Annotated in this window: 18 protein-coding genes and 1 pseudogene; 6 read left to right on the top strand and 13 right to left on the bottom strand. The window is 61.9% G+C overall.

The features are described 5' to 3' along the window. Positions 1-14: 14 nt before the first annotated feature. Both GR212_RS01265 and GR212_RS01270 read right to left on the bottom strand, forming a co-directional pair. The gene (locus GR212_RS01265) at positions 15-416 is read right to left on the bottom strand and encodes a GFA family protein (RefSeq protein ID WP_163984646.1); all 402 of its coding nucleotides are present in this window, start codon (positions 414-416) and stop codon (positions 15-17) included. 169 nt (positions 417-585) lie between these two features. Next, the gene (locus GR212_RS01270) at positions 586-1476 is read right to left on the bottom strand and encodes a LysR family transcriptional regulator (protein WP_163984647.1); all 891 of its coding nucleotides are present in this window, start codon (positions 1474-1476) and stop codon (positions 586-588) included. Between the two features lie 190 nt (positions 1477-1666). On the opposite strand from GR212_RS01270, the gene GR212_RS01275 reads away from it, so the two are divergent. Further along, a complete protein-coding gene (locus GR212_RS01275; protein ID WP_163984648.1) occupies positions 1667-2563 on the top strand; it encodes a DMT family transporter in 897 nt (298 codons plus the stop codon). 14 nt (positions 2564-2577) lie between these two features. On the opposite strand, the pseudogene GR212_RS01280 reads toward GR212_RS01275, so the two are convergent. The 3 genes and pseudogenes from GR212_RS01280 to GR212_RS01290 form a co-directional block, all read right to left on the bottom strand. Next, positions 2578-3065, bottom strand: a pseudogene (locus GR212_RS01280) (AAA family ATPase). A 137-nt stretch (positions 3066-3202) separates the two neighbouring features. Then, positions 3203-5125: a DEAD/DEAH box helicase gene (locus GR212_RS01285; protein ID WP_163985151.1), complete on the bottom strand. Its 1923-nt coding sequence runs from the start codon at positions 5123-5125 to the stop codon at positions 3203-3205. A gap of 354 nt (positions 5126-5479) precedes the next feature. After that, entirely contained in the window at positions 5480-7432 is a 1953-nt protein-coding gene (locus tag GR212_RS01290; protein ID WP_163984649.1) for an acetoacetate--CoA ligase, read from the bottom strand. A gap of 166 nt (positions 7433-7598) precedes the next feature. On the opposite strand from GR212_RS01290, the gene GR212_RS01295 reads away from it, so the two are divergent. Next, complete coding sequence (locus tag GR212_RS01295; protein WP_163984650.1) at positions 7599-9503, top strand: AsmA family protein; 1905 nt, start codon at positions 7599-7601, stop codon at positions 9501-9503. A gap of 33 nt (positions 9504-9536) precedes the next feature. Here the strand turns inward: GR212_RS01295 and GR212_RS01300 are convergent, their stop codons facing one another. The 4 genes from GR212_RS01300 to GR212_RS01315 all read right to left on the bottom strand — a co-directional run bounded on the left by GR212_RS01300 (position 9537) and on the right by GR212_RS01315 (position 13639). Then, entirely contained in the window at positions 9537-10352 is an 816-nt protein-coding gene (locus GR212_RS01300) for an ABC transporter permease subunit (RefSeq protein WP_163984651.1), read from the bottom strand. A gap of 3 nt (positions 10353-10355) precedes the next feature. Further along, positions 10356-11267 carry an ABC transporter permease subunit gene (locus GR212_RS01305; RefSeq protein ID WP_163984652.1) on the bottom strand — a complete coding sequence of 304 codons (912 nt, stop codon included), beginning with the start codon at positions 11265-11267 and terminating at the stop codon, positions 10356-10358. Positions 11268-11269: 2 nt separating this feature from the next. After that, the gene (locus tag GR212_RS01310; RefSeq protein ID WP_163984653.1) at positions 11270-12412 is read right to left on the bottom strand and encodes an ABC transporter ATP-binding protein; all 1143 of its coding nucleotides are present in this window, start codon (positions 12410-12412) and stop codon (positions 11270-11272) included. Positions 12413-12541: 129 nt separating this feature from the next. Then, a complete protein-coding gene (locus tag GR212_RS01315; RefSeq protein ID WP_163984654.1) occupies positions 12542-13639 on the bottom strand; it encodes a polyamine ABC transporter substrate-binding protein in 1098 nt (365 codons plus the stop codon). 323 nt (positions 13640-13962) lie between these two features. Between GR212_RS01315 and GR212_RS01320 the strand changes: the two genes are divergently transcribed. After that, a complete protein-coding gene (locus GR212_RS01320) occupies positions 13963-14961 on the top strand; it encodes an aldo/keto reductase (protein WP_163984655.1) in 999 nt (332 codons plus the stop codon). Between the two features lie 36 nt (positions 14962-14997). Here GR212_RS01320 and GR212_RS01325 read toward each other — a convergent pair whose 3' ends face one another. Beyond that, positions 14998-15870 (bottom strand): LysR family transcriptional regulator, encoded by an 873-nt coding sequence (locus tag GR212_RS01325; RefSeq protein WP_163984656.1) that lies wholly within the window; start codon positions 15868-15870, stop codon positions 14998-15000. Between the two features lie 88 nt (positions 15871-15958). On the opposite strand from GR212_RS01325, the gene GR212_RS01330 reads away from it, so the two are divergent. After that, positions 15959-16216 carry a hypothetical protein gene (locus GR212_RS01330; RefSeq protein ID WP_163984657.1) on the top strand — a complete coding sequence of 86 codons (258 nt, stop codon included), beginning with the start codon at positions 15959-15961 and terminating at the stop codon, positions 16214-16216. Here the strand turns inward: GR212_RS01330 and GR212_RS01335 are convergent. The 3 genes from GR212_RS01335 to GR212_RS01340 form a co-directional block, all read right to left on the bottom strand. After that, a complete protein-coding gene (locus GR212_RS01335; RefSeq protein ID WP_163984658.1) occupies positions 16192-18729 on the bottom strand; it encodes a methyl-accepting chemotaxis protein in 2538 nt (845 codons plus the stop codon). The two genes, GR212_RS01330 and GR212_RS01335, sit on opposite strands and share 25 nt — an antisense overlap. 322 nt (positions 18730-19051) lie before the next feature. After that, positions 19052-19195, bottom strand: coding sequence for a hypothetical protein (locus GR212_RS36765; protein ID WP_204326221.1), 144 nt, complete (start codon positions 19193-19195; stop codon positions 19052-19054). A 155-nt stretch (positions 19196-19350) separates the two neighbouring features. Next, positions 19351-20532 carry an NAD(P)/FAD-dependent oxidoreductase gene (locus GR212_RS01340; protein ID WP_348643426.1) on the bottom strand — a complete coding sequence of 394 codons (1182 nt, stop codon included), beginning with the start codon at positions 20530-20532 and terminating at the stop codon, positions 19351-19353. Between the two features lie 137 nt (positions 20533-20669). Between GR212_RS01340 and GR212_RS01345 the strand changes: the two genes are divergently transcribed. Next, complete coding sequence (locus GR212_RS01345; RefSeq protein WP_163984660.1) at positions 20670-22106, top strand: glutamine synthetase family protein; 1437 nt, start codon at positions 20670-20672, stop codon at positions 22104-22106. A gap of 11 nt (positions 22107-22117) precedes the next feature. After that, positions 22118-23416, top strand: a complete 1299-nt coding sequence (locus GR212_RS01350) for an NAD(P)/FAD-dependent oxidoreductase (RefSeq protein ID WP_163984661.1) — start codon at positions 22118-22120, stop codon at positions 23414-23416. Positions 23417-23462: the final 46 nt, after the last annotated feature.

The following is a 23462-nucleotide window of genomic DNA, read 5'->3' on the forward strand; positions in this document are numbered from 1 at the left end:
CGATCGGCTCGCCATCAGAACCAGAGATCGCGCACGCATTTGCCCTGGGACGGCAAGTCCTCGAACGTGTCGAGCCCGTCGAAATGATCGATAGGCAAGCCTGAGACGAGATCCGGCGGCGCGAGCCGCAGGTTGACGGCCATGCGGCGGCGGCCATCCTTTTGAAGCCGCAGGCCGCGCCAGCTCAAGACATTGGCGCAGGACGGGCAGAACAATATTTCGAGCGACGGCTGCTTTTCCTCGGCCCGGGTATAGGAAGCCGTCTGTCCGGTGACGGAGACGCGCTCCCCTTCATAATCATAGGCCCACAGCGCACCATAGCGCCGGCAGAGCGTGCAGTTGCAGGCCGTGATCGACCTCGGATCGCCGTCGAGCGTCCAGCCCGTCTTGCCGCAGTGGCATGAACCGATGAGCATGAGTAGGCCGCTCCTTTCGCCGCCTCGTCTTGGGCGGCATTCTGCCTCAGTCATGCAAAGCCTGCAAATCTACAGAAAAAAGCGCCTTCCCCTCTCGAACGCCAGCGAACGCTCGAGGTAATGATGCGCGGCGCAAGCACCGATTGCCCTGATCGACAGGCCGGTTCGCCTAGCTCGCCAGAGCCAGGCCTCCGTAACGGCTGATTTCGCTCTCGATTTCCGCCACAAGCGTATCGAGCGCGGGGTTTCTCACCTTGCGTCCGCGACGCACCACATAAGCCAGGGCGGGCGGCGCCGGCAGACCATGGGTGATGATTTCCATGTCGGGTTGCAGATGACGGCTGCTCAGAAGCGCCGCACCCAGGCCCGAGTTAACGGCCGCCACAATCCCCGCAGCGCTCGAGCACTCGAATACGGTTTCAAGGACGACGCCGCCGTCCTGTCCGATATCGAACGCCCATCGGCGATAGAAGCACTCATCGTCGAAGGAGAGAAACGGAACCGGGCCGTCCGGCGGCAAAGAAAGGTCCGGGTGCTTGACCCAATGCAGCTGTTCGCGAAAGAGGACGGCATCGGTCGGCCGGACCTCATGGGCGAAGACCTGCACGATGGCGGCGTCGAGCTCTCCCCGCTCCAGCATCCCCCGGAGAATCAAACTCATGCGGACCTTGGTGCGCACGGAGACGTTGGGGTGCAGGCGGCGAAAACGCCCCAATATGCGGGCAAGATCGGTGCAGGTCGTATCCTCGGTCAAGCCGAGAGCGACGCGCCCGGCAAGCGAGGTCTTCGACAGGCTCAGCAACGCCTCGTCATGCAGGCTGAGGATGCGCCCGGCATAGTCAAGCAGATCCTCCCCGGCCGCGGTGAACATCGACGCTCCGGGCTTGCGGCTCAGCAGATCGCAATCGAGGCTCGTCTCAAGCCGCTTGATCTTGTGGCTGACGGCGGATTGCGAGAGGCCCAACGCCTCCGCCGCGCGGGTGATGCCGCCATGATGGCGGATCGCCCACAAGGCGCGAAGAGCGTCGATTTCCAAGCGTCGGCTCGTGAAGTCGGTCATGGCTAGTTCAGCTCGAATGACAATCTTGCGGGAGAGAATGCATGTTCCGCCAGCAGTTGGCAAATAGTCATGAGACATGAGACTGAAATGTCATGTTGCGATCGATATTTGTCATGTGCCATCGCGCCGGCGCTCGCCTATGGCTGGGCCGTGAAAGACGTTCGATCGAGCGCCACCAGACGAGAACCAGATGACAGACGAATGCCTATCGCGGCCTGCACCGAGCCAACACCGCTTCCTTTGGCCCGTGATGGCGACGCTGCTGATCTTCAGCTGGAGTTCCGGCTTCATCGGCATTCGCTATGTCAGCCAGGAGGCCAGCGTCATGCTGGTCCTATTCTGGCGCACGCTTGTTTCGGGTTTGATCCTGCTGCCTTTTGCCCTGGCCATCGACCCCCGGCCGAGGCTGCGCGCAATAGCCGGACAGATGCTGTTCGGCGTGATGTCGGTTTTCCTCTATCTCGGCGGCTTTGCGCTCGCGATCGAGCAACGGGTGCCGACGGGGCTGGTGGCGCTGATTTCCGACCTCCTGCCGCTGGCGATTGCGGCGCTTTCGCAACCCGTCCTGGGGGAGCGGCTGAGCGCGCGCCAATGGCTGGGCACGGCGATCGCGGTCACAGGCGTGCTGATCGTGTCGATAGACAGCCTCAGCTTCGGCGCAGCGCCCGTCTGGGCCTATGGCGTGACCGTGGGGTCGATGCTGGTCTTCGCCTTCGCATCGGTTCTGCACAAGCGGCAGCGGATGGGGCATATGCCCGTCCATCAAAGCCTTTGCATCCACACGCTCACGGCCTCGGTGCTGTTTGGCATCTGCGCGACGATGCAGGGCGATCTCGCGCCACCGCTGACCCGCGGCTTCGCGATCGGCATAACATGGCTGGTGCTGGTCGCGACCTTTGCCGCCTACTCGATCTATTATACAAGCCTGCGCCTCTTTCCGGTGGCGCAAGTCAGCGCGGCTATCTATCTCAGCCCGCCCGTGACCATGCTCTGGGCCTGGGCGCTGTTTTCCGAACCGCTGACGACGGCGATGTTCGCCGGATTGGCGGTGACATTGGTCGGTGTCTGGCTGACGTCGCGCAGTTGAGGCAGCTGGCTGACCTAGCCGCACTTTTCCAGAATCCTGTCTACGACACGTTCAATCGGCATCGTGGCGTCGATGACGACGCCACACTGGGGGATATCTTCTTTCGTTGCATGCAAGCGCCGAATAAGCTGCCGTTCGGCAGATCTTCCTCCCCATTCTGTTTCCGGCCTTTCGGCGAGCCGCCTGTCCAATGTGTCTAGGTCGACATCAAGAACAAAAACCCGATCGAACACATCAATGAAGCTCGGGAAATTTCGGGAGCCGCCGCAGAAGAATGTCGCGGCATGGCTTTGGTCGGCCACCAGTGCTCCGAGTTTATCCACGTTCCAGATATGATGCTCGTGAGCGAGCCCATCCAAGGGTTTCCCGTCTTTGGATCGCCCTGATAAGCCAGCTCGACATCGCCATTGATGGCCTGGTAGCCACGCCGCCGCAGTTCGTGGCAGACCGACGTCTTACCGGTGCCGGAAACACCTTCGATCAAGTAGTTCCTGACGCCCATCCTGTTGCTCTTTAGCAGTGGAGTCCGTTGCCGCGAAATTAGCGAGACGGTCGGTCAAGCCGGTCATCGAAAGCGAAGGGCGCGTACGTGGATGCACAAGAAGGGACGCCGCGCTTTCTTGAGCGCGGCGAAGGTGTTTATTCCCCGCGCACCTTCGCAGCCTTGCGCGCCGCCCGGGAATTCGGACCGCCGCCCTTGGGTGGGCCGTCGTTCTTGGTAAAACTCGGCTTACCGGGCTTCTTTGCCCAGGGCTTCTTGTCGGGACGTTCGGAGACAGCGCCCTCACCTGAATGCGCCCGCTCCGGCTTGCGATCGGACTTCCATTTCGGCTTGGGGCCGTCGTTGGCGCGAGCACCCTTGTCGGCGAAAGGCTTCTTCTTCGCGAAACCGCCTTCCCGCTTGACCTGCTGAAAATCCGGCACGCCGGCGAGCGGCTTGACGCGGATGCCGCGCTCCAGAGTTTTGTCCTGGCCGATGGCCGAGAGGAAGCGCTCGGCACCTTCTGGCGAAAGCTCCACAAAGGTTTCCTCGGGCTGCATCTTGATGGCGCCGATGTCGCGCTTCGTCAGGTTGCCGTTGCGGCAAAGCATGGGGATCAGCCAGCGCGGCTCGGCATTCTGCTTGCGGCCGACGGAAAGCGATACCCAGACACCGTCGGTAAAATCGTTCCGCCCCGCGGAAGGGCCATCATCGCGCGGCGTAACGGGAAAGTCGTCCCGGCGGGACTTCTTGCGTTCGCCTTCGGCAGGCACGTCCTGCAGCTCCTCGGGCGCGGAGTGGCCGGCCCGGTACTGCCGCAGGAATGCAGCGGCAACCTGCTCGGCGCCATGGCGCTCCAGCAATTGCTGCACGATCGACTGCTCATCTTCGCCGAGCGCTCCGGTAAAGACCGGATCGGCAAGAAGTCGCTCGTCGTCGCGCTGGCTCACTTCGTCAGCCGACGGCGGCTTTGCCCAGGTGGCGCGGATGCGGGCGGCTTCCAGCAGGCGCTCGGTGCGGCGGCGGGCGCTGAGCGGCACGATGAGGGCGCTGACGCCCTTGTTGCCGGCGCGGCCGGTGCGGCCGCTGCGATGCAGCAGCGTATCCGGATTGGTCGGCAGGTCGGCATGAACGACCAGTTCCAGACCCGGCAGGTCGATGCCGCGAGCAGCGACGTCGGTGGCGATGCAGACGCGGGCGCGGCCGTCGCGCATGGCCTGCAGGGCGTGTGTGCGCTCGTTCTGGCTAAGCTCGCCCGACAACGCGACGACAGAGAACCCGCGATTGTTGAAGCGCGCCGTCAGATGATTGACGGCGGCGCGCGTCGAGCAGAAAACGATGGCGTTGCGCGCTTCGTAGTAGCGCAGCACGTTGATGATGGCGTTTTCCCTGTCGCTCGGAACCACGGTCAGCGCGCGATAGTCGATATCGACATGCTGCTTGGCTTCGGAAGCGGTGGCGATGCGAACGGCATCGCGCTGATAGTTTTCGGCAAGCTTGGCGATCGAGCGCGGCACGGTCGCAGAGAACATCAGGGTGCGGCGATCGGACGGCGCGCTTTCCAGAATGAATTCCAGGTCCTCGCGGAAACCGAGATCGAGCATCTCGTCGGCCTCGTCAAGCACGACGGCGCGCAGCTCGGATATGTCGAGCGAGTTGCGGCGAATGTGATCGCAGAGACGGCCCGGCGTGCCGACGACGATATGGGCGCCGCGTTCCAGCGTCCGCCGTTCCGTGCGCATGTCCATGCCGCCGACGCAGGAAGCAATGGTCGCGCCGGTCTGCGCATAGAGCCATTCCAGCTCGCGCTGAACCTGCAGCGCCAGTTCGCGGGTCGGTGCGATTGCCAGTGCCAGCGGTGCTCCCGCACGGCCGAAACGCTCGCCGCCGTCGAGCAGGCCGGGCGCCAGCGCCAGGCCGAAGGCAACCGTCTTGCCCGAGCCGGTCTGGGCCGAGACGAGCGCATCCTTGCCGGCAAGGCCAGGATCGAGCATGGCCTTCTGTACCGGCGTCAGCGTTTCGTAACCGCGCTTTGCCAAAGCCTCAGCAATCGCCGGAGCGATGCCTTCGAATTCAGTCATCATCTGTCTTTCGGAATTCTTCGCACGCCAGCGGGCAGCGATCATCGTGGTTCGCACGTTGCGAACCTCTTCTTCAGGCGTGCACATACTTGCTCAACGGGCTAATGTACAGAGCAGACGCGGATTCGCGGCGACGAAACGAAAAAAAGGCAGCGAATCGCGCTGCCTTTGAAGTTGATGCTGCCTAAAGAAAGCTCGAGTCGGTGAACTTCATGTCTCGGGAGCCAACGGCAGCTCCAATCCGCTCTAGCTCATGCGAACGGTCTCAAGTCGGCCTTTACCTTTGACCAAGCTTTCTTAACGCAGGATTACCAAACGGGGGTCATCGTTTGCCCCTCAGTTTTAAGGTCTGCCTTAACTTTTCAGTTCTTCGAGCCCCGCAAAAAGGTCCAGCGCCTCCGGGTTGGCGAGCGCCTCCTTGTTCTTGACTGGCCGGCCATGCACCACCTCGCGCACGGCAAGCTCGACGATCTTGCCGGATTTCGTGCGTGGAATATCCGTAACGGCGATGATCTTGGCCGGGACGTGACGCGGCGAGGCGCCGGTGCGAATGCGGGTCTTCATCGCCTTGACCAGATCCTCGGTCAGGGAAACGCCGGGCGCCAGGCGGACGAAGAGCACGACGCGGACATCGTCGTCCCAATCCTGGCCGATGCAGAGCGCCTCCAGGACCTCTGGGATCTGCTCGACCTGATTGTAGATTTCTGCCGTACCGATGCGTACGCCGCCGGGATTGAGCGTCGCGTCCGAACGGCCATGGATGACCAGGCCACCATGAACGGTCCATTCGGCGAAATCGCCATGGCACCAGATATTGTCGAAGCGCTCGAAATAGGCGGCACGATATTTGGCGCGTTCGGGATCGTTCCAGAACATGACCGGCATGGAGGGAAACGCCTTGGTGCAGACGAGCTCGCCCTTCTCGCGGCGCACCGGCTTGCCTTCGTCGTTCCAGACATCGACGGCAAGGCCTAATCCGGGGCCCTGGATTTCGCCGCGCCAGACAGGCTGCAGCGGGTTGCCAAGCACGAAGCATGAGACGATGTCGGTGCCGCCGGAAATCGAAGCGAGCTGGATATCGTCCTTGATGCCCTCATAGACGAAGGTGAAGCCCTCCGGCGACAGCGGCGAACCGGTTGATGTCATCAGCCGCAGGCTCGACAGGTCATGCGATGTCTTCGGCGTGAGGCCGCTCTTGTGTACGGCGTCGATATATTTGGCGGACGTGCCGAACAGCGCGAACTTCTCTTCCTGCGCATAGTCGAACAGGATGTTGCCGTCGGGCGCGAAGGGCGATCCATCATAGAGGCAAAGCGTCGCACCGGCGGCAAGGCCGGTCACCAGCCAGTTCCACATCATCCAGCCGCAGGTGGTGAAGTAGAAGACCTTTTCGCCGGGCACGACGCCGCAATGCAGCCGGTGTTCCTTGACGAGTTGCAGCAACGCCCCGCCGGTGGAATGCACGATGCACTTCGGAACGCCGGTCGTGCCGGAGGAAAACAGGATGAACAACGGATGCGAGAAGGGAACCGCGACGAATTCGACCGACTTTGCCTCGAAGGGCGCGACAAAATCATCGAGGCTCTTTGCGCCCGGCGTCGCAGCCACGACGGCCCCGGCACTGCCGGCATAAGGGACGATGACGGCAGGGGCCTTCAGGCGCTGCGCTATGGCGCTGACCTTGGCCGTGACATCCTGCAGCTTGCCGCCATACCAGTAGCCGCTGCAGGCGATGAAGAGCTTCGGCTCGATCTGGCCGAAGCGGTCCATGACACCCTGCTCGCCGAAATCCGGGGAGCAGGAAGACCAGATCGCGCCGATCGACGCGGCCGCCAGCATGCAGGCGATGGTTTCGGGCATGTTCGGCATCATTGCCGCCACACGATCTCCCTTGCCGATGCCGAGGGCACGATAGGCCTGCTGGAGGCGAGAAACCATTGCGGCCAGCCGGTCCCACGACCAGCGGTCGCGCACCTTGTCCTCGCCCCAGAACACCAGCGCATCGCCCTCGCCGCTCCGCGATAGCAGGTTTTCGGCAAAATTCAGGCTGGCGTCGGGAAAGAAGCGGGCTTCCAGCATGATGTCGCCATGGATGAGCGCCCGTTCCCCGCGTTCGCCCTTCAGGCCGCAGAAATCCCAGACCGCAGTCCAGAAATTTTCCCGGTCGGCAATCGACCAGGCATGGAGGCCTGCGAAATCGGACAAGGACAAGCCGAAACGCCGGTTGCATTCCTGCATGAAGGCGAACATCGGGCTCTGGCGGCGAGATTCTTCCGATGGTGTCCAGAGCGGCTGCTGATCCTGCATATTTCTCTCCCCCGCTTTTCGTTCTATATAACGATGCTGCAGCGCATTATAAAATCACGGTGTTGTGGCTATTGCCAGTGCGTGGTGTTTGCATCCGCCAAACATTTCCTATATCCGGCAAACGCAGGCAGATCATCCCTATCAGTTCGAGAGTCCCCACGGGATCATGAGAGCTTCGAAAAACAATAAGTGGCGGTTGACGATGCGATCGGCCTCGCGTTGGCTGCCAGCCGTCGCCCGCACGACCGGCATCATTCTTCTCACGATCCTTATCGTGTTCGCTGTCTTCAGAGCGACCGCGCCTTTCCTCATTTCCAGCGGGCTTGTGCGTTCCGGCATCGAAAAGGCGCTCTCGGAATGGACGGGCTATCGTGCCCAGATCGAGGGCGATCCGACGCTGGAATTCTGGCCGACGGCGCGCGTCACGCTCAATCAGGTGACCATCCGCGAGCCGACGAAAAACGGCAAGGTCCTCGGCCATGTCGACAGTCTCTCGGCGGATTTCTCATTGCTGTCGGCCATCCGCGGACATGCCCGGTTTCATGAGTTCCATTTCCTGCGTCCGATCCTCTATATCCGCCGCGACGAGAACGGCCTGATCGACTGGACGAACGAAGGCCGCCTCTCCAAGGCGATCGCGCAGGCCGAGACCTCCTCCGGCCAAGGCATAACGATGCGGAAGGACCAGGACGCCGCCATCGGCATGCTGACCATCGAGGACGGCAGCATCGAGATGACCGACGACCGCAGCGGCGATGTCTACAAGCTCAACGGCATCAATGCGGACATCTCCTGGCCGCGGCTGTCGCGACCGATGGCCGCCGTCATTCTTGCGCGCTTCAACGGCCAGGACATCAAGCTCAATTTCGACTCCGCTCAACCGCTGCTCTTCTTCGCCGGCAAGAGCGTGGACGCGAAAACCAGCTTCGCCTCGTCGCTGATCAACTGGACCTATGCCGGAACGACCAGCATATCGGATTTTTCGGCGCTTTCGGGCAATCTGGAGCTCAGCGTGCCGAATGTGCCCGCCTTCCTGGCCTGGAGCGGGCAACGCCTGCCGGCGGCCGATGCGCTGAAGAATGTTTCGCTCAGCGCCGACATCGCCGCGATCGACAACGGCCTGCGCTTCAACAACCTCAATTTCAACGTCAACGATTCCGCTGCTTCGGGGGTCATGGATCTCAATTACACGGCGGCCGGCAAGCCCAAGATCTCCGGTACGCTTGCCTTCGACCAGATGAACCTCAATCCGTTCCTGGCCGCCTTTTCCATGCGTCTTGCGGCCGAAACCGCGATCGATGCGCTTTTGAACGGCAATCCGCTGCAGCGGCTCGACCTCGACATGCGCCTGTCCTCGAACAAGGCGGCGCTCGGCCCCTTCCAGTTCGAGAATATCGGCGCCAGCCTGCTGGTGGCGGGCGGCAAGGCGAAGTTCGACATCGGCGACAGCGGCTTCGAAAACGGTTCGCTGACCGCACATCTGGAGGTCGCCCCGGGTGATTTCGACGGCGGCGGCAAATTGCAGATTTCCATCCGAAACGCCGATTTCGGCGGGCTCTTTACCCGATTGAAGCTGACAGGCCCGCTGCCGATGCCGTCGTCAGGGTCGCTGGACCTGGCGCTCAGCACCTCCAAGCCGATCTGGGTCGCCACGCTCAGCGACGTGGCCGGTACGCTGCACTTCGCGTCGACGGCGGGGTCGCTGCGCCAGTTCGACATCTCCGCCTTCCGGACGCTGGCGGCCGAGAAGGCGTTTTTCCGGATGAGCGATGTCGCCGACGCATCCTTCGATTTCGACAGCATCAATGTCGACGCAAGCTTTGCGAAGGGGTCAGCCGAGGTGAAGAATGCCTCGATCGCGGGACAGAACGAAACGATTACCTTCAATGGCGTCGTTCCCTTCCGCACCAATGGCCTGGCGCTCTCGGGCGCAATCGAAGCGACCTCGCCCTCCGACGCCGACGAACTGCCGATGCTGCCCTTCTTCATCGGGGGCAGCTGGCCTAACCCGGTCGTCTCGCCGGTCGCGACGCTGTTGCAGAAGCCGATACAGCCATTGCCGGAGCAATGATCTTCCGGGGCTTACAGTCCGGACCGCCGCGCCTCAGGCCGCGGCGGCCGCCTGTTCGTCCCTCTGGCGCTGGACTTCGCGGCGTTTCGTCACGATGGACGCACAGATGACGCCAATGGCGACGACGCCGATCAGGATGGTGCAGATGGCATTGATCTCCGGCGTGACGCCGAGCTTGACCTGGCTGTAGATCAGCATCGGCAGCGTCTTGGCGCCGGCGCCGGACGCGAAGGTCGCAATCACCAGATCGTCGAGCGACAAGGTCAAAGCCAGCACCCAGCCCGAAAATACGGCCGGCGCGATGATCGGCAGCGTCACCTCGAAGAAAGTCCGCACCGGCGGAGCACCGAGATCCAGCGCCGCCTCCTCGATCGAGCGGTCGAAGGTCAGCAGGCGCGACTGCACGACGACGGCGACGAAGCACATGGTCAGCGTCGTGTGCGCCATGACGATCGTCCAGAAACCGCGATCGACGCCCGACGTGACGAAGAGCAGCAGCAGCGACAGGCCGGTGATGACGTCAGGCATGACGAGCGGCGCATAGATCATGCCGGAAAACAGGATGCGGCCTCGGAAACGCGTGTAGCGCACGAGGGTCAGGGCCGCCATGGTGCCGAGCACCGTGGCGATGGTCGCCGACAGGAGCGCGATGCGGACCGTCAGCCAGGCAGCGCTCAGCATGGTGTCGTTGCTGAAAAGATGCACGTACCATTGCGTCGAGAAACCGCCCCAGACGGTGACCAGCCGCGACCTGTTGAAGGAGTAGATGACCAGCAGCAGGATCGGCAGGTAGAGGAAGGCCAAACCGAGCGTGACCGAGACGATGTTGAAACGGGACCAGCGGATCATCGACTATCTCCCCTTCTCGTCGGCCTTGGCCTGGAAATGCTGGAAGAACACGATGGGCACCACCAGCACCAGAAGGAGGATGGTCGCCACCGCCGAGGCCAGCGGCCAGTCGGTATTGCTGTAGAATTCCGTCCAGAGCACCTTGCCGATCATCAAGGTTTCCGAACCGCCGAGCAGATCCGGAATGACGAATTCGCCGACGGCGGGGATGAAGACCAGCATGCAGCCGGCAACCACACCCGGTATGGAGAGCGGAAAGGTGACGCGCCAGAAAGCGCCGATCGGCGTGCAGCCGAGATCCTGCGCCGCCTCGATCAGCGTGCCGTCCATCTTCTCCAGCGCCGAATAGAGCGGCAGCACCATGAAGGGCAGATAGGAATAGACCATGCCGATATAGACCGCCGTATTGGTATTGAGGATGACCAGCGGCTCGTGGATGATGCCGAGCGCCATCAGCAGCTGGTTCAGCAGGCCCGTCGTGCTGAGGATCGACATCCAGGAATAGACGCGGATCAGGAAGCTCGTCCAGAACGGCAGGATGACCAGCATCAGCAAGGTGGGCCGGATCGTGCGCGGCGCCTGCGCCATGCCGTAGGCGATGGGATAGGCGATGATCAGCGTCAGCAGCGTCGAAATCCCGGCGATCTGCAGGCTCTGCAGATAGGCATTCATGTAGAGCGGATCGCCGGTCAACCATACGTAATTGTCGAACGACATCGCTTGCAGTTTGTCCCACCAGTCGCCGAAGCTGTCGCTCCAGGCGAAGGACGGATCATAGGGCGGCACCGACATGGCCTTCGTCGACAGCGAGATGCGGAAGACGATGAGGAACGGCGCGAGAAAGAAGATCAGCAACCAGGCATAGGGAACGATGATGACGAGGCGCTGATAGATGGAGGAACCGAGCGCTCTCATGGTCAATCCTTCAGCAACACGCCGGCATTTTCGTCGAAGGAGACCCAGACGTTCTGGTCGTAGGTGAAAGGCTCTTCCACGGCGCGCACGGCGTTCAGCGACGAGGCCTTGACCACCTGCCCGCTCTTCAGCTTGACGTGGAAAACCGTCATGTCGCCGAGATAGGCGATGTCCCAGATCTCGCCTTCGGCGGCATTGAGGGACGCGTTGGCGGGCGGACGCGGCGTTACCCGCAGCTTTTCCGGACGGATGGCAAGGCTGGCGCGGCTTCCCTCGGACGGCGCGTCGCCCGAAGCGGTGCGCACCGTAAAGCCGGAATCGACCGATATCTCGACGATGCCCGATTGCGCCGAGGTGACGTTGCCGTCGAGGATGTTCACGTCGCCGATGAAATCGGCGACGAAGCGGCAGTTGGGCGCCTCGTAGATTTCGGCCGGCGTTGCCACCTGCACCACCTTGCCGTGGCTCATGACCGCGATGCGGTCGGCCATGGTCATCGCTTCTTCCTGGTCATGGGTAACGACGACGAACGTCAGGCCCAGGCTCTGCTGCAGGTCCATGAGCTCGAACTGGGTTTCCTCGCGCAGTTTCTTGTCGAGCGCGCCGAGCGGCTCGTCGAGCAGCAGCACCTTCGGGCGCTTTGCGATGGAGCGGGCCAAGGCCACGCGCTGGCGCTGGCCGCCGGAGAGCTGATTGGGCTTGCGCCTCGCAAACTGCTCCAGCTTGACGAGCTTCAGCATCTGCGTGACGCGATCGGCGATCTCGTTCTTCGCCATGCCGTCCTGGCGCAGGCCGAAGGCTATGTTCTTCTCCACCGACATATGCGGAAAGAGCGCATAGGACTGGAACATCATGTTGACGGGGCGGCGATAGGGCGGCGTGCCGGCAAGATCCTGGCCGTCCAGCACGATCTCGCCCGTCGTCGGCTGCTCGAAGCCCGCCAGCATGCGCAGAAGCGTGGACTTGCCGCAACCCGACGCGCCCAGAAGCGCGAAGAACTCGCGGTTGTAGATATTCAGGGAGAGGTCGTCGACAGCGGTGAAATCACCGAACTTCTTCGTAACATTCTTGAAGGAAATGTAAGGCTTGGCCGAAGGATCGGTCCAAGGAGCAAAGGAACGCCGGATATTACCGAGTGACTTCATAATCTATCCCCAAATGGATGCCCGGGTGGGCGCGCATCGCGCCGGCTCTTCCCCATCCCGGCGCGCTCGTGATTCCTGCATTATCCTCTTAAGGAAAGGCCCGGACGTTGCCGTCCGGGCCATCTCAACTTATTGGCCAGTTGTGACCTTTGTCCACAAGCGCGTTGCCACGCGCTGCGTTTTCGGATCCCAGGGAGTCAGCGTGAACAGCTTCTCGCGGACCGCGTCGGTCGGATAGACGGCCGGATCGTCGAGCACGTCCTTGCTCACGAACTGCTGCGACGCCTTGTTGCCGTTGGCATAGGCCGTGAAGTCGCTGGCCTTGGCGATAACTTCGGGTCTCATGATGTAGTTGAGGAAGATATGCGCCTCTTCGACATGCGGCGCATCCGCCGGGATCGCCATGACGTCGAACCACATCTGCGCGCCCTTGGAGGGGATCGAGTAGCCGATGTTCACGCCGTTCTTGGCTTCGGTTGCACGGTTGCGCGCCTGCAGAACGTCGCCGGAATAGCCGAAGGCGATGCAGATATCGCCGTTGGCGAGCGCATTGATATATTCGGAGGAGTGGAACTTGCGAACGAAGGGGCGGATCGCGGTCAGGAGATCCTCAGCCTTCTTGAAGTCCTCCGGCTTGGTCGAGTTCGGATCGAGACCCAGATAGCGCAAGGCTGCCGGAATGACGTCGGTCGGCGAGTCGAGCACGTAGATGCCGCAATCCTTGAACTTGGCGGCTAGCGCCGGATCGAAGATCACGTTGATATCCGGCGCCTCGTCCGTGCCGAGAATCTGCTTTACCTTGTCGATATTATAGCCGACGCCGCTGGTGCCCCACATATAGTCGATGGCGTACTGGTTGCCGGGATCGTAGGTTGCGATGCGCTGCTGCACCGTATCCCACATGTTGGAGAGGTTCGGCAGCTTGGACTTGTCGAGCTTCTGGAAGACGCCGGCCTTGATCTGGCGCTGCAGGAAGTAGGCCGTCGGAACCACGACGTCGTAGCCGGTCTTGCCCGCAAGCAGCTTCGTTTCCAGGGTCTCGTTCTGGTCGAACGTATCGTAGACGACCTTGATGCCGGTTTCCTTGGTGAAATCGTCCAGGATCGAATTGTCGATATAATCAGACCAGTTGTAGATATTGACGACTTTGTCTTCTGCCTGAGCGGCCGCCGCCAGCGAAACGACCGCGAAAGCCGTTGCTGCAAGCCGTGCGAACATGGACTTCATAGTCTCTCCTGTTTTGTTCAGGGGTATCCAGGCGACACCCAACCCTCTGTTTTTCCCGTTAGACTAGAAAGGAAATCGGACGGCCACAAGGGGGAAAAAGCAAGCCATCATGAGCTTTGGCGGATTTACGGAGAAACGGTGGAGCGCACGACAAACAGCCACGCCGACCGTTCGCACGCGATTGTGAACTCCAGCCCCGCTTCCCGCGTGAATGCGCAAACCAGCTTTGCTAACATCGCGGCGTCTCACTCCAAGAATAGTCTCATGCCCGTTTCGCAGCCCCGCCCAGCGGGCAAACCCAATCCATCGTTGAAGGGTGCATCATGCAGTATCAAAAATTCGGCAATACCGGTCTCAGCGTCTCGCGCCTGTGCCTGGGTACAATGACGTTCGGCCTGCAGATCGAGCAGGAAGACATAGCCCATGCGATTCTCGACAAGGCGACCGATGCCGGCGTCAATTTCATCGACACGGCCGACGTCTATCCGCTCGGCGGCGGCGAGCAGCTTGCCGGCCGCACCGAAGAGATCGTCGGCCGCTGGCTGAAGGGCAAGCGTGACCGCTTCATCGTCGCGACCAAGGCCGTCGGCAAGGTCGGCCCCTCCTCCTGGGACCAAGGCGCATCGCGCAAGCACCTTCTCGATGCCATCGACGCGTCGCTGCGGCGTCTCGGCACCGACTATGTCGACCTTTATCAGCTGCATTCGGACGATCGCGAAACGCCGATCGACGAGACGCTGGAGGCGCTCGACGTCATCGTGCGCTCGGGCAAGGCCCGCTATGTCGGCGTGTCGAACTTCCTGGCCTACCGGCTGGCATTGGCGCTCGGCCGCGCCGACGTCCTGCGCACCGCCCGCTTCGTCTCGGTGCAGCCGCGCTACAACCTCCTGTTCCGCCAGATCGAGCGCGAACTGCTACCGCTTGCCGAAGAACAGCGCATCGCCGTCATTCCCTACAACCCGATCGCCGGCGGTCTTCTCACCGGCAAGCACAAGCACGATGTCGCGCCGACGGAGGGCCGCTTCAGCGCGCAGCTGCGCAGCGCCGGGACCAACTATCTGCAGCGCTATTGGCATGAACGCGAATTCGCGACGATCGAGAAATTGCGTGGTATCGCCGAGGAGGCCGGCCAGTCGCTCACCAAGCTCGCCGTCTCCTGGGTGGCGGCCAATCCGGTCATCACCTCCGCCATCATCGGCGCCAGCCGGCCGGATCAGCTGACCGACACGCTCGCGGCAATCGATCTCAAGCTCGATCCCGAGCTGAAGGCGAAGCTGGACGACGCAACCGTCGAATATCGCTGGGGTGACGCGGCGCGCTGAGCACAAGCAAACCGGCGGCCGATCGCCGCCCGTTTCTCACAGATAGGTCGGGCGCTTGCCGGCAAACAGCTCGGAGTGGCTTTTCAACAGCTTGGCCATGCGGTCGACCACGGTGCGAATTTCCCTGCGGTGACGGTCGGCATTGTTCATGACGATCCATTGCCGATGGCGCAATGCCGCGATCTCCTCGCCGACCCGCTCCAGCCTCGGTTCCTGGTCGCCGACGAAACAGGGCAGAACGGCAGTGCCCGCCCCGGCGAGCACCAGATCGTGCAGCGAACGCGGGCGGCTGACGGTGAAGGCGATCTCCTCCCGGCGGTTCTGATGCGGCCAGCGCAGATAGGCCGAAATCGCCTCCTCCTCCGCCACCGCGATCCAGCGCTGGGGGCCGGCAAAGCGCATGTTGCGGGCCTGATAGGCGGCATAGGCGACATCGCCGGTCTTGATGGCCGCGAGATTGCTCTCCTCTGGCTCGAAGGCGCGGATGCCGATGTCGCTCTCGCGATGGGCAAGGCTGGCCCGGCGCTCGCCAAGGTGCAGATCGATGCGGAATCCGTCGCGCTCCGAACAGATCGTCGGCATGTTCTGGCTCAGCAGCCAGCCGACCCATGTGCCGGCGGCGATGCGGACGATGGATGTGCCCTGCGCATCGCGCTGCCAGCTATCGACCTTGCGGGCGGCGGCTTCCATCTCCAGCAGCTGGTCGAACAGCGCCTGGCCATCGCCCGTCAGTGCGTAACCAGCCTGGCTGCGCTCGAAAAGCGGCCGGCCGACCTGCTTTTCCAGTTCCAGCATGCGCCGGCCGATCGTGGCGGGACTGAGGCCGCTCGACGCGACTGCGCCGGTCAAGCCGCCACCGCGGGCGACATCAAGAAAGAGCTGGTAGGAATCCCATGCCGTGTTTTTCATAGTTGAAAAACATAGGGCGAAAACGGCTGTTTATAAAGCAAATTCCCATGTGTAGTTGAAGAGATGCCTCAAAACACGGAGACATCTCATGATGGACGGTATTGCTTTGGCCAAGGCCATTGAACTGCAAAGCCTGGCGCGCGAAGAACAATGGCGCCGCAACGAGGATCTGTTCTACCTCGACTACGCGCGAGATCCCCTGCTCTTCTTCCATTGGCTCGGGCGGATGGTCGCCCGCTTACGCCTTCGCCGCGCAGCCATGAAAAAGGCGAACCGGCCGGAGACCGGCCGGTTCGCCTGCGATCACGACGATGGCAGCGATCAGGCTGCCTGTTCCCGCATATAGCCGGCGCTGTATCCGGCCTCGATCTTGAACTGCTGGATGAGATGCAACAGGGCGTCGGCCTCGCCGGCAAGTTCGCGGCTTGCCGCCGTGGTCTCTTCCACCATGCCGGCGTTCTGCTGCGTCATCTGGTCCATGTGATTGACCGAGGAATTGACCTCCTGCAGGGCGCTGGCCTGGTCGTGGCTGGCGCGCGCGATCATTTCCACATGCTGGCTGATGGTGACGATCTGGCCGCTGATCTGCGCGAGCACCGAACCGGCCTCCTGGACGAACTGCGAGCCGGAATTGACCTCCTGCGTCGACTTGTTGATCAGCCCCTTGATTTCCTTCGCCGCAGCGGCGGAGCGCTGCGCAAGCTCGCGCACTTCCATGGCGACGACCGCGAAGCCCTTGCCGGCATCGCCGGCGCGGGCGGCCTCGATCCCGGCATTGAGCGCCAGGAGGTTGGTCTGGAAAGCGATCTCGTCGATGACGCCGATGATCTGCTCGATCTTGCGGGAAGCGTCCTCGATGCGGGTCATCGCATCGATGGCGTTGCCGACGACGACGGAACTGTCATCGGCGCTGCGCTTGGCTTCGCGCACGATGGCATCCGCATCCTTGGCACGTTCCGCGGAAGACCGAACGGTGACGGTGATCTCGTCGACGGCGGCGGCGGTCTGCTCCAGCGACGCCGCCTGCTGCTCGGTGCGCTTCGACAGGTTCTCGGCGGAGGCCGCCATCTGATTGCCGTTGCTCTGGATCAGCTCGACATTGCTGCGGACCTGGCTCAGCGTCTGCTGCAGGCGCGACAGCGAACTGTTGAAGTCCTGGCGCAGCTGCTCGAGACGGCCGATGAAGGGCGTCTCGATGGTCGCGGAAATATCGCCCTGAGCAAGGCGCTCGAGGCCGGCAGCGAGCTCGCTCACCGCGTAGTCGATCTGGCGGTCGAGCTCGCGCTTTTCGGCATCGTTGCGCTGGCGCTCGTGTTCGGCCGCGGCACGCTCTTCGTCGCTCTGCTCCTCGATGCGGATCTTCGAAATGGCGTTTTCCTTGAAGATGCCGAGGGCGCGGGCCATGTCGCCGATTTCGTCATGGCGCTGTTCGCCGGAGATCGCCGTCTCCAGCATGCCATCGGCGATGCGCCGCATGGCGGCGGTGATCTGGCCGATCGGGCGCTGCAGGGTCAGGACGAGCGCGATGCCGCCGGCAACCGAGAGGATGATGCCGAGAGCCGTTGCCAGGATGGATATGGAGTTCGCCTGGTTGCGTTCGCTACCCGCGCTCTGCTTCTGCGTTTCGGCAAAGGCGGTGAGCTGGCCCCAGACCTGATCGAGCTGCTGGCGGGCGCTCGCATATTCGCCGATACGCTGCGTGATGGTGTCGACCAGCTTGCCGCCGGCATCGTCCATGGATTTGATCGCCGGGCGGATGGCGGCATCGATATCGTTGGCGAAATCCATGCTCTTGGCGCTCTGGTTCAGCGTGTCGATATCGCCGGCAAGCTTCGAGATTTCCTGGCGCAGGCGGACGAGGTTGTCCTTATTGGTATTCGCGTTGAAATCGGCGAGCACGAGCTGCAGCGAGTAGATCGAGTCTTCCAGCCGGCGTGTGTCCTGCAGGACCGAATTGGTCTGCGCGACGCGGGCGTCGAGCGATACGAAGCTCGTGGTGGCCTGACGCATCATCTGCGTCGCCGTCAGCTGCGTATAGGTCGAGGTCTGGCGAAAGCGCGAAAGCAACCGGCTGATATTGGCAACGGTGTCGTCCGTCGGGACGTCGGTGCTTTCGGTGAAGGCGGAGAGATCCTTGATCGTGCTCACGAGCGACTGAACGACGCTCTTTTGATTCTGCGGCAGTGCGAGGTCGATGGAGCGCTGCGCCCTGTTCAGATCCGTCAAGCGGTCCTTCAGGAGCTTGACCTTGTCTGCCGGCGTGGCCGCCTTGTTGAAATCCTCGGCGACGGCAACCAGCAGGTCGCCGCCCTTCAGCAGGCGATCGGCCGAGCGCAGCGTCGAGGTCGCATCGGCCTGATCCTGGCGCATCTGGTCTTCCAGCTGCTGGCTGTTGAAGTTGACGTTGAAGCGGGCGCTGATCAACGCGCGCTGCGCGTCGTCGATCGTCTTGCGCACCGAGAGTTCCTGGTCATGCAGCGACCACAGCCTGCCGACGAGGTTGGACATGTCGGCGGTCTTGGCGGCAGCCTCGGTCAGGTTGTCGCGACCCTCGGCCTCCTGGCCAAGCTGGCCGAGCGTCGAATTGAGCACGCTCTGCTGAGACTTGATGTCCTGATAAAGCTTGTCGCGCTGCTGCTCGTTGGTGATGCGCAGGAAGTCGTCCATCGAGCCATAAAGATTCTTGAAGCCGGTCAGAGACTGCAGGACGCTGTTGGAAATCTCCATGCGCCCCTGAAGCAGACCCGACGCATAAAGCCCGGTGAGACCTACGGCGGAAATACTGATGACGAACGGCAGGACGAATATCAGAACCTTCGTCTTGATGTTGAAACGCGACAATATCTTATCAATGAACATAGTGGCTCAAACCTCTCACACACCGCTCCCCGTCGGCGCCACCTAGGCGCTGACCGGATGTATAACCATCGTTCTTGAAATATCCGCAGGCGGGGTTCCCGAGTGATGTCAGGAAGCAATCATTGCTTCGGCTCTATCTTGCAGTAGAGCGCCCCAATAAATCGGCTGGGATTGTCCGTGTGATTAATTAATTTTCAGATAAGGGTGTTGTGTGGCCTGCAGCATACAATCAAACGCTGAAAAGCAGGCGCCAAAATCTATATTTGTGCGCGAACAACAGCCGTCGTCCTGCGACGGCCCGGAGCATAAAAGCGGCTGAAGATCAGAAGCCGCGGATGGCGAGATAGGCAATGCAGGCGGCGGTAACGCCGGTCGCCAACATCAATAGCCTTGCCGCCAAGAGCTTGGCGTTGTCCTGGGTCTGAGCGATTGCAATGGCGCGAGCGCGACGCTGTGTTCTGTTCATGAGTATATTCCCATTTTCGCACTGACACGATAACCGGCAAACGGTACTTTCGGCAACTGCCAATGTATTCACTAAAGATGTAGGAAAGGAAAACGCGAGAACCAAGGGGCAGGTTCCATTTTGTCGCAGTGCCGGCATGGCCTCGAAATTGAGGCTCAGGCCGCTTCGCCGGCAACGTGGCCGGATGCCCATGCCCATTGGAAATTGTAGCCGCCGAGCCAGCCGGTGACGTCGACGCATTCGCCGATGAAGAAGAGGCCGGGAATGGTCTTTGCCTGCATCGTACGGGAATCGAGGCAGGCGGTGTCGATGCCGCCGAGCGTCACCTCAGCGGTCCGATAGCCCTCCGACCCCGACGGCTTGACCGCCCAGGACTGGACGGCTGCCGCAAGCCGCTGCAGATGCCTGTCGGATTGATCGGCCATGTTGCCCGAGATGCCTTCGCTTTCGACGAGGTGCTGCGCCAGCCGCTTCGGCAGGATCTCCGCAAGAGCCGTCTGCGCCGATTGCCGGCCACTTACCTGCTTGGCTTTCTTGAGAAGCGCGAAGATATCGACGTCGGGCTCGATCACCACGGTAATGTCCTCGCCTTCCCGCCAATAGGAGGAAATCTGCAGGATGGCGGGGCCGCTGAGGCCGCGATGGGTAAAGAGCAGGGCTTCGCGGAATGCCGTCTTGCCGTGGCGGATCTCGGCGGGTGCGGCAATGCCCGACAACGGTGCCAGGCGCTGGAGCAATTGCGGATCGAGCGTCAGGGGCACGAGACCCGGCCGGGTTTCGACGACAGGCAATCCGAACTGCTCGGCAATACGATAGGCAAATCCGGTGGCTCCCATCTTGGGGATCGACTTGCCGCCGGTGGCGACGACCAGCGAGGATGTCTCAAAGACGCCTTCGGACGTTCCGATGCGATAGCTGCCGGAGGTTTGCTCGATGTCACCGATCTCGGTGCGCAATCGCAATTGCGCTCCGGCCGCGCGCATCTCGTCCGTCAGCATGCGGATGATATCCTTGGCGCTGTCGTCGCAGAAGAGCTGGCCAAGCGTCTTCTCGTGCCAGGCGATGCCATGGCGTTCGACCAAGGCGATGAAATCCTGAGGCGTAAAGCGGGCAAGCGCCGATTTGGCGAAATGCGGATTGGCGGACAGGAAGTTCTTCGGGCCGGCATTGACATTGGTGAAATTGCAGCGGCCGCCTCCCGAAATGCGGATCTTCTCGCCAGGTGCGCCGGCATGATCCAGCACGAGGACGGATCGTCCGCGCTGGCCGGCGCGGATGGCGCACATCATGCCTGCCGCGCCCGCGCCGAGGACGATCACATCATATCTGGCAGCCACGCTTGGACCCTTCATTCTTCACCGCTCGCTCTCTTCATTTTTCCATCATATGGCGAAAGTCCGGGCGGTTTTCCCCCTCGCCAATTGGCAAACTGCGGTTATGATGCAATCACCGATCAACCCAAATACGGTGTTTTATGCCTGCGAGAAAGACCCCGCTGAAAGCTTCAGTGCCTGCCTCGAAAATCCCTACGGTTCCTCCAAGTCTGAGATCGGCACGCGGCGTGGCAAACTGGAAGGAAGCGGCCCAATGGCTGCGGGCGCGCGGGATCGAAGACATAGAATGCATCACGCCCGACCTTGCCGGCGTGCCGCGCGGCAAGATGATGCCGACCTCGAAATTCACGTCCAACACATCGCTGGCGCTGCCTTCGGCGATCTATCGCCACACGATTTCCGGCGAATATCCGGAGGAGACCGAAAGCTTCCGCTACGAACCGCGCGACAGCGATCTGAAGCTGGTGCCTGACCTTTCGACGCTGTCCGTCGTTCCCTGGGAAACCGATCCGACGGCGCAGGTGATCTGCGACATCGTCAATTCCGAAGGACATGCGGTGTCCTATACACCGCGCAACCTGCTGAAGAAGATCATGGGGCTCTACCGCGACCGCGGCTGGAAGCCGGTGGTCGCCCCCGAGATCGAATTTTATCTGGTCGCCAAGAATGACGACCCAGACTACCCGCTGCATCCGCCGAAAGGCCGCTCCGGCCGCTCGATCCTCGGCGGTCAGGGCTATTCGATCGCCGGCATCAACGAGTTCGACGAGCTGATCGACGACATCTACCATTTCTCGGAGAAGCAGGGTCTGGAGATCGACACGCTGATCCATGAAGAAGGTCCGGCCCAGCTTGAAATCAACCTTCGCCACGGCGACCCGATCGAGCTTGCCGACCAGGTGTTCATGTTCAAGCGCACCATTCGCGAGGCCGCGCTGAAGCACGGCATCTACGCGACCTTCATGGCCAAGCCGATGCAGAGCCAGGCGGGCTCGGCGATGCATATCCATCAGTCCGTCGTGAATATCGAGACCGGCAAGAACGTCTTCACCAATCCGGACGGGAGCCCATCGCAGGAGTTCTTCCATTTCATCGGCGGCATGCAGCGCTACGTGCCGAATGCGCTCGCCATGCTTGCGCCCTATGTGAACTCCTATCGGCGGCTGGCGCCGAACATGTCGTGCCCGGTCAACAATGCCTGGGGCTACGACAACCGCACCACGGCGTTCCGCGTGCCCGTTTCCGATCCGCAGGCGCGCCGCGTCGAGAACCGGCTGCCGAGTTCCGATGCCAATCCCTACCTCGCGCTTGCCGCCTCGCTTGCCTCCGGCCTGCTCGGCATCATGAAGAAAGTGGAGCCGACGGCACCGACCGAGGACTCGGCCAACGAAGGCTCGATCGACCTGCCGCGCGGCCTTCTGGAAGCCATCGCGCTGCTGGAGGACGAGCCTGCCTTCGAAGAGGTCCTCGGCAAGGACTTCATCGACATCTATGCCGGCGTCAAACGCGGCGAATTCGAGACCTTCATGCAGGTGATCAGCCCGTGGGAGCGGGAATTCCTTCTGCTCAACGTGTGAGGGGATCGCCCATGACATTGCAGGAAACATGGCAGAGCCCCATTGCGCCGGGCCTTTCCTTCTATCAGGCGACCGTTGGCCCGCGTGCGAGCTATCCGAAGCTCGACGGCTCGCGCCGGGCCGATGTCGCGATCGTCGGCGGCGGCTATACCGGCCTTCAGGCCGCCTATAACCTTGCCAAGGGCGGCGCCGACGTCGTTCTGATCGACGCCAACCGCTTCGGCGACGGCGCATCCGGCCGCAATGGCGGGCAACTCGGCACGGGCCAGCGCTGGTGGCCCGAGGAGATGGAGGAAAAGATCGGCTACGAGCGCTCGAAGGCGCTTTTCGACCTGGCCGAGACTGCCAAGCACCACCTTCTCGATTTCGCTTCGGAACATGGCATCGACATCGACTTCCTGCCGGGCCAGATGAACGTCACGCACAAGCGCAGCTACAAGCGCGACTACATGGACAATGCGGAAATAGCGGCGACCCGTTACGGCTATCCGCACATGAAATTCATGGAGCAGGACGAAACCCGGGAGCGGCTGGGTTCGCAATTCTATCTCTACGGTGTCAGGGATATGGGCACCGGCCATATCCATCCGCTGAAGCTGCTCATCGGGCTTGCCCGCGTCGCCACCGAAGCCGGGGCAGCCCTCTTCGAAATGACGAAGGCGAAGGCCTTTCGGCAGGCGGGCGGCAAGACCACGATCGAAACGGATGGCGGCGAAATCATCGCCGACCGGGTGCTGATCGCCTGCAACGGCTATATCGGCAACCTCGAGCCGGTGACAGCGAGCCACGTCATGCCGATCCGCTCCTTCATCGGCGCCACCGAACCGCTCGATCGCTTTCCGACGGTACTTCCCGGCAACGAAGCCGTCGCAGATTCGCGATTCGTGGTGCGCTATTTCCGCAAATCGAAGGATGGGCGCCTGCTGTTCGGCGGCCGCGAAGCGTACACATCAGACAATCCACGCGACATAACGCAGCACATCCGCCGGCAGATCGCCGAGATCTATCCCGATCTGGGCGAGATAAACATCGACTACGCCTGGGGTGGCTCCGTCGGCATCACCATGCCGCGGCAACCTTTCGTGCGCGAGGTCATGCCGGGCGTCACCTCCATCGGCGGCTATTCCGGCCATGGGGTGATGCTGTCAAACTATTGCGGTAAACTCTATGCGAAAACGGTTCTCGGGAATGCGGACGAACTTCATCTCTTCAAGGAGCTGAAGATCCCGCCTTTCCCCGGCGGTGCGCGCATGCGGGCGCCTCTGCTGTTCCTGGCGCTCTCGTGGTTCGCGTTGCGCGACAGGTTCTGAAACCGGAAGATGATTTCCTCCGTCGGCAATCCGCTCTAAAAGGCCG

It is taken from the genome of Martinezella lusitana (assembly GCF_010668395.1).
Classification (GTDB): Bacteria; Pseudomonadota; Alphaproteobacteria; order Rhizobiales; family Rhizobiaceae; genus Rhizobium; species Rhizobium lusitanum_A.

Bases quoted from the DNA above. Each gene is read 5' to 3' on its own strand.
- GR212_RS01325 (WP_163984656.1), bottom strand. From the start codon at position 15,870: ATGAAAAACACGGCATGGGATTCCTACCAGCTCTTTCTTGATGTCGCC.
- GR212_RS01290 (WP_163984649.1), bottom strand. From the start codon at position 7,432: ATGCAGGATCAGCAGCCGCTCTGGACACCATCGGAAGAATCTCGCCGC.
- GR212_RS01285 (WP_163985151.1), bottom strand. From the start codon at position 5,125: ATGACTGAATTCGAAGGCATCGCTCCGGCGATTGCTGAGGCTTTGGCA.
- GR212_RS01270 (WP_163984647.1), bottom strand. From the start codon at position 1,476: ATGACCGACTTCACGAGCCGACGCTTGGAAATCGACGCTCTTCGCGCC.
- GR212_RS01320 (WP_163984655.1), top strand. From the start codon at position 13,963: ATGCAGTATCAAAAATTCGGCAATACCGGTCTCAGCGTCTCGCGCCTG.
- GR212_RS01275 (WP_163984648.1), top strand. From the start codon at position 1,667: ATGACAGACGAATGCCTATCGCGGCCTGCACCGAGCCAACACCGCTTC.
- GR212_RS01315 (WP_163984654.1), bottom strand. From the start codon at position 13,639: ATGAAGTCCATGTTCGCACGGCTTGCAGCAACGGCTTTCGCGGTCGTT.
- GR212_RS01265 (WP_163984646.1), bottom strand. From the start codon at position 416: ATGCTCATCGGTTCATGCCACTGCGGCAAGACGGGCTGGACGCTCGAC.
- GR212_RS01295 (WP_163984650.1), top strand. From the start codon at position 7,599: ATGAGAGCTTCGAAAAACAATAAGTGGCGGTTGACGATGCGATCGGCC.
- GR212_RS01345 (WP_163984660.1), top strand. From the start codon at position 20,670: ATGCCTGCGAGAAAGACCCCGCTGAAAGCTTCAGTGCCTGCCTCGAAA.
- GR212_RS01310 (WP_163984653.1), bottom strand. From the start codon at position 12,412: ATGAAGTCACTCGGTAATATCCGGCGTTCCTTTGCTCCTTGGACCGAT.
- GR212_RS36765 (WP_204326221.1), bottom strand. From the start codon at position 19,195: ATGAACAGAACACAGCGTCGCGCTCGCGCCATTGCAATCGCTCAGACC.
- GR212_RS01330 (WP_163984657.1), top strand. From the start codon at position 15,959: ATGATGGACGGTATTGCTTTGGCCAAGGCCATTGAACTGCAAAGCCTG.
- GR212_RS01305 (WP_163984652.1), bottom strand. From the start codon at position 11,267: ATGAGAGCGCTCGGTTCCTCCATCTATCAGCGCCTCGTCATCATCGTT.
- GR212_RS01335 (WP_163984658.1), bottom strand. From the start codon at position 18,729: ATGTTCATTGATAAGATATTGTCGCGTTTCAACATCAAGACGAAGGTT.
- GR212_RS01300 (WP_163984651.1), bottom strand. From the start codon at position 10,352: ATGATCCGCTGGTCCCGTTTCAACATCGTCTCGGTCACGCTCGGTTTG.
- GR212_RS01350 (WP_163984661.1), top strand. From the start codon at position 22,118: ATGACATTGCAGGAAACATGGCAGAGCCCCATTGCGCCGGGCCTTTCC.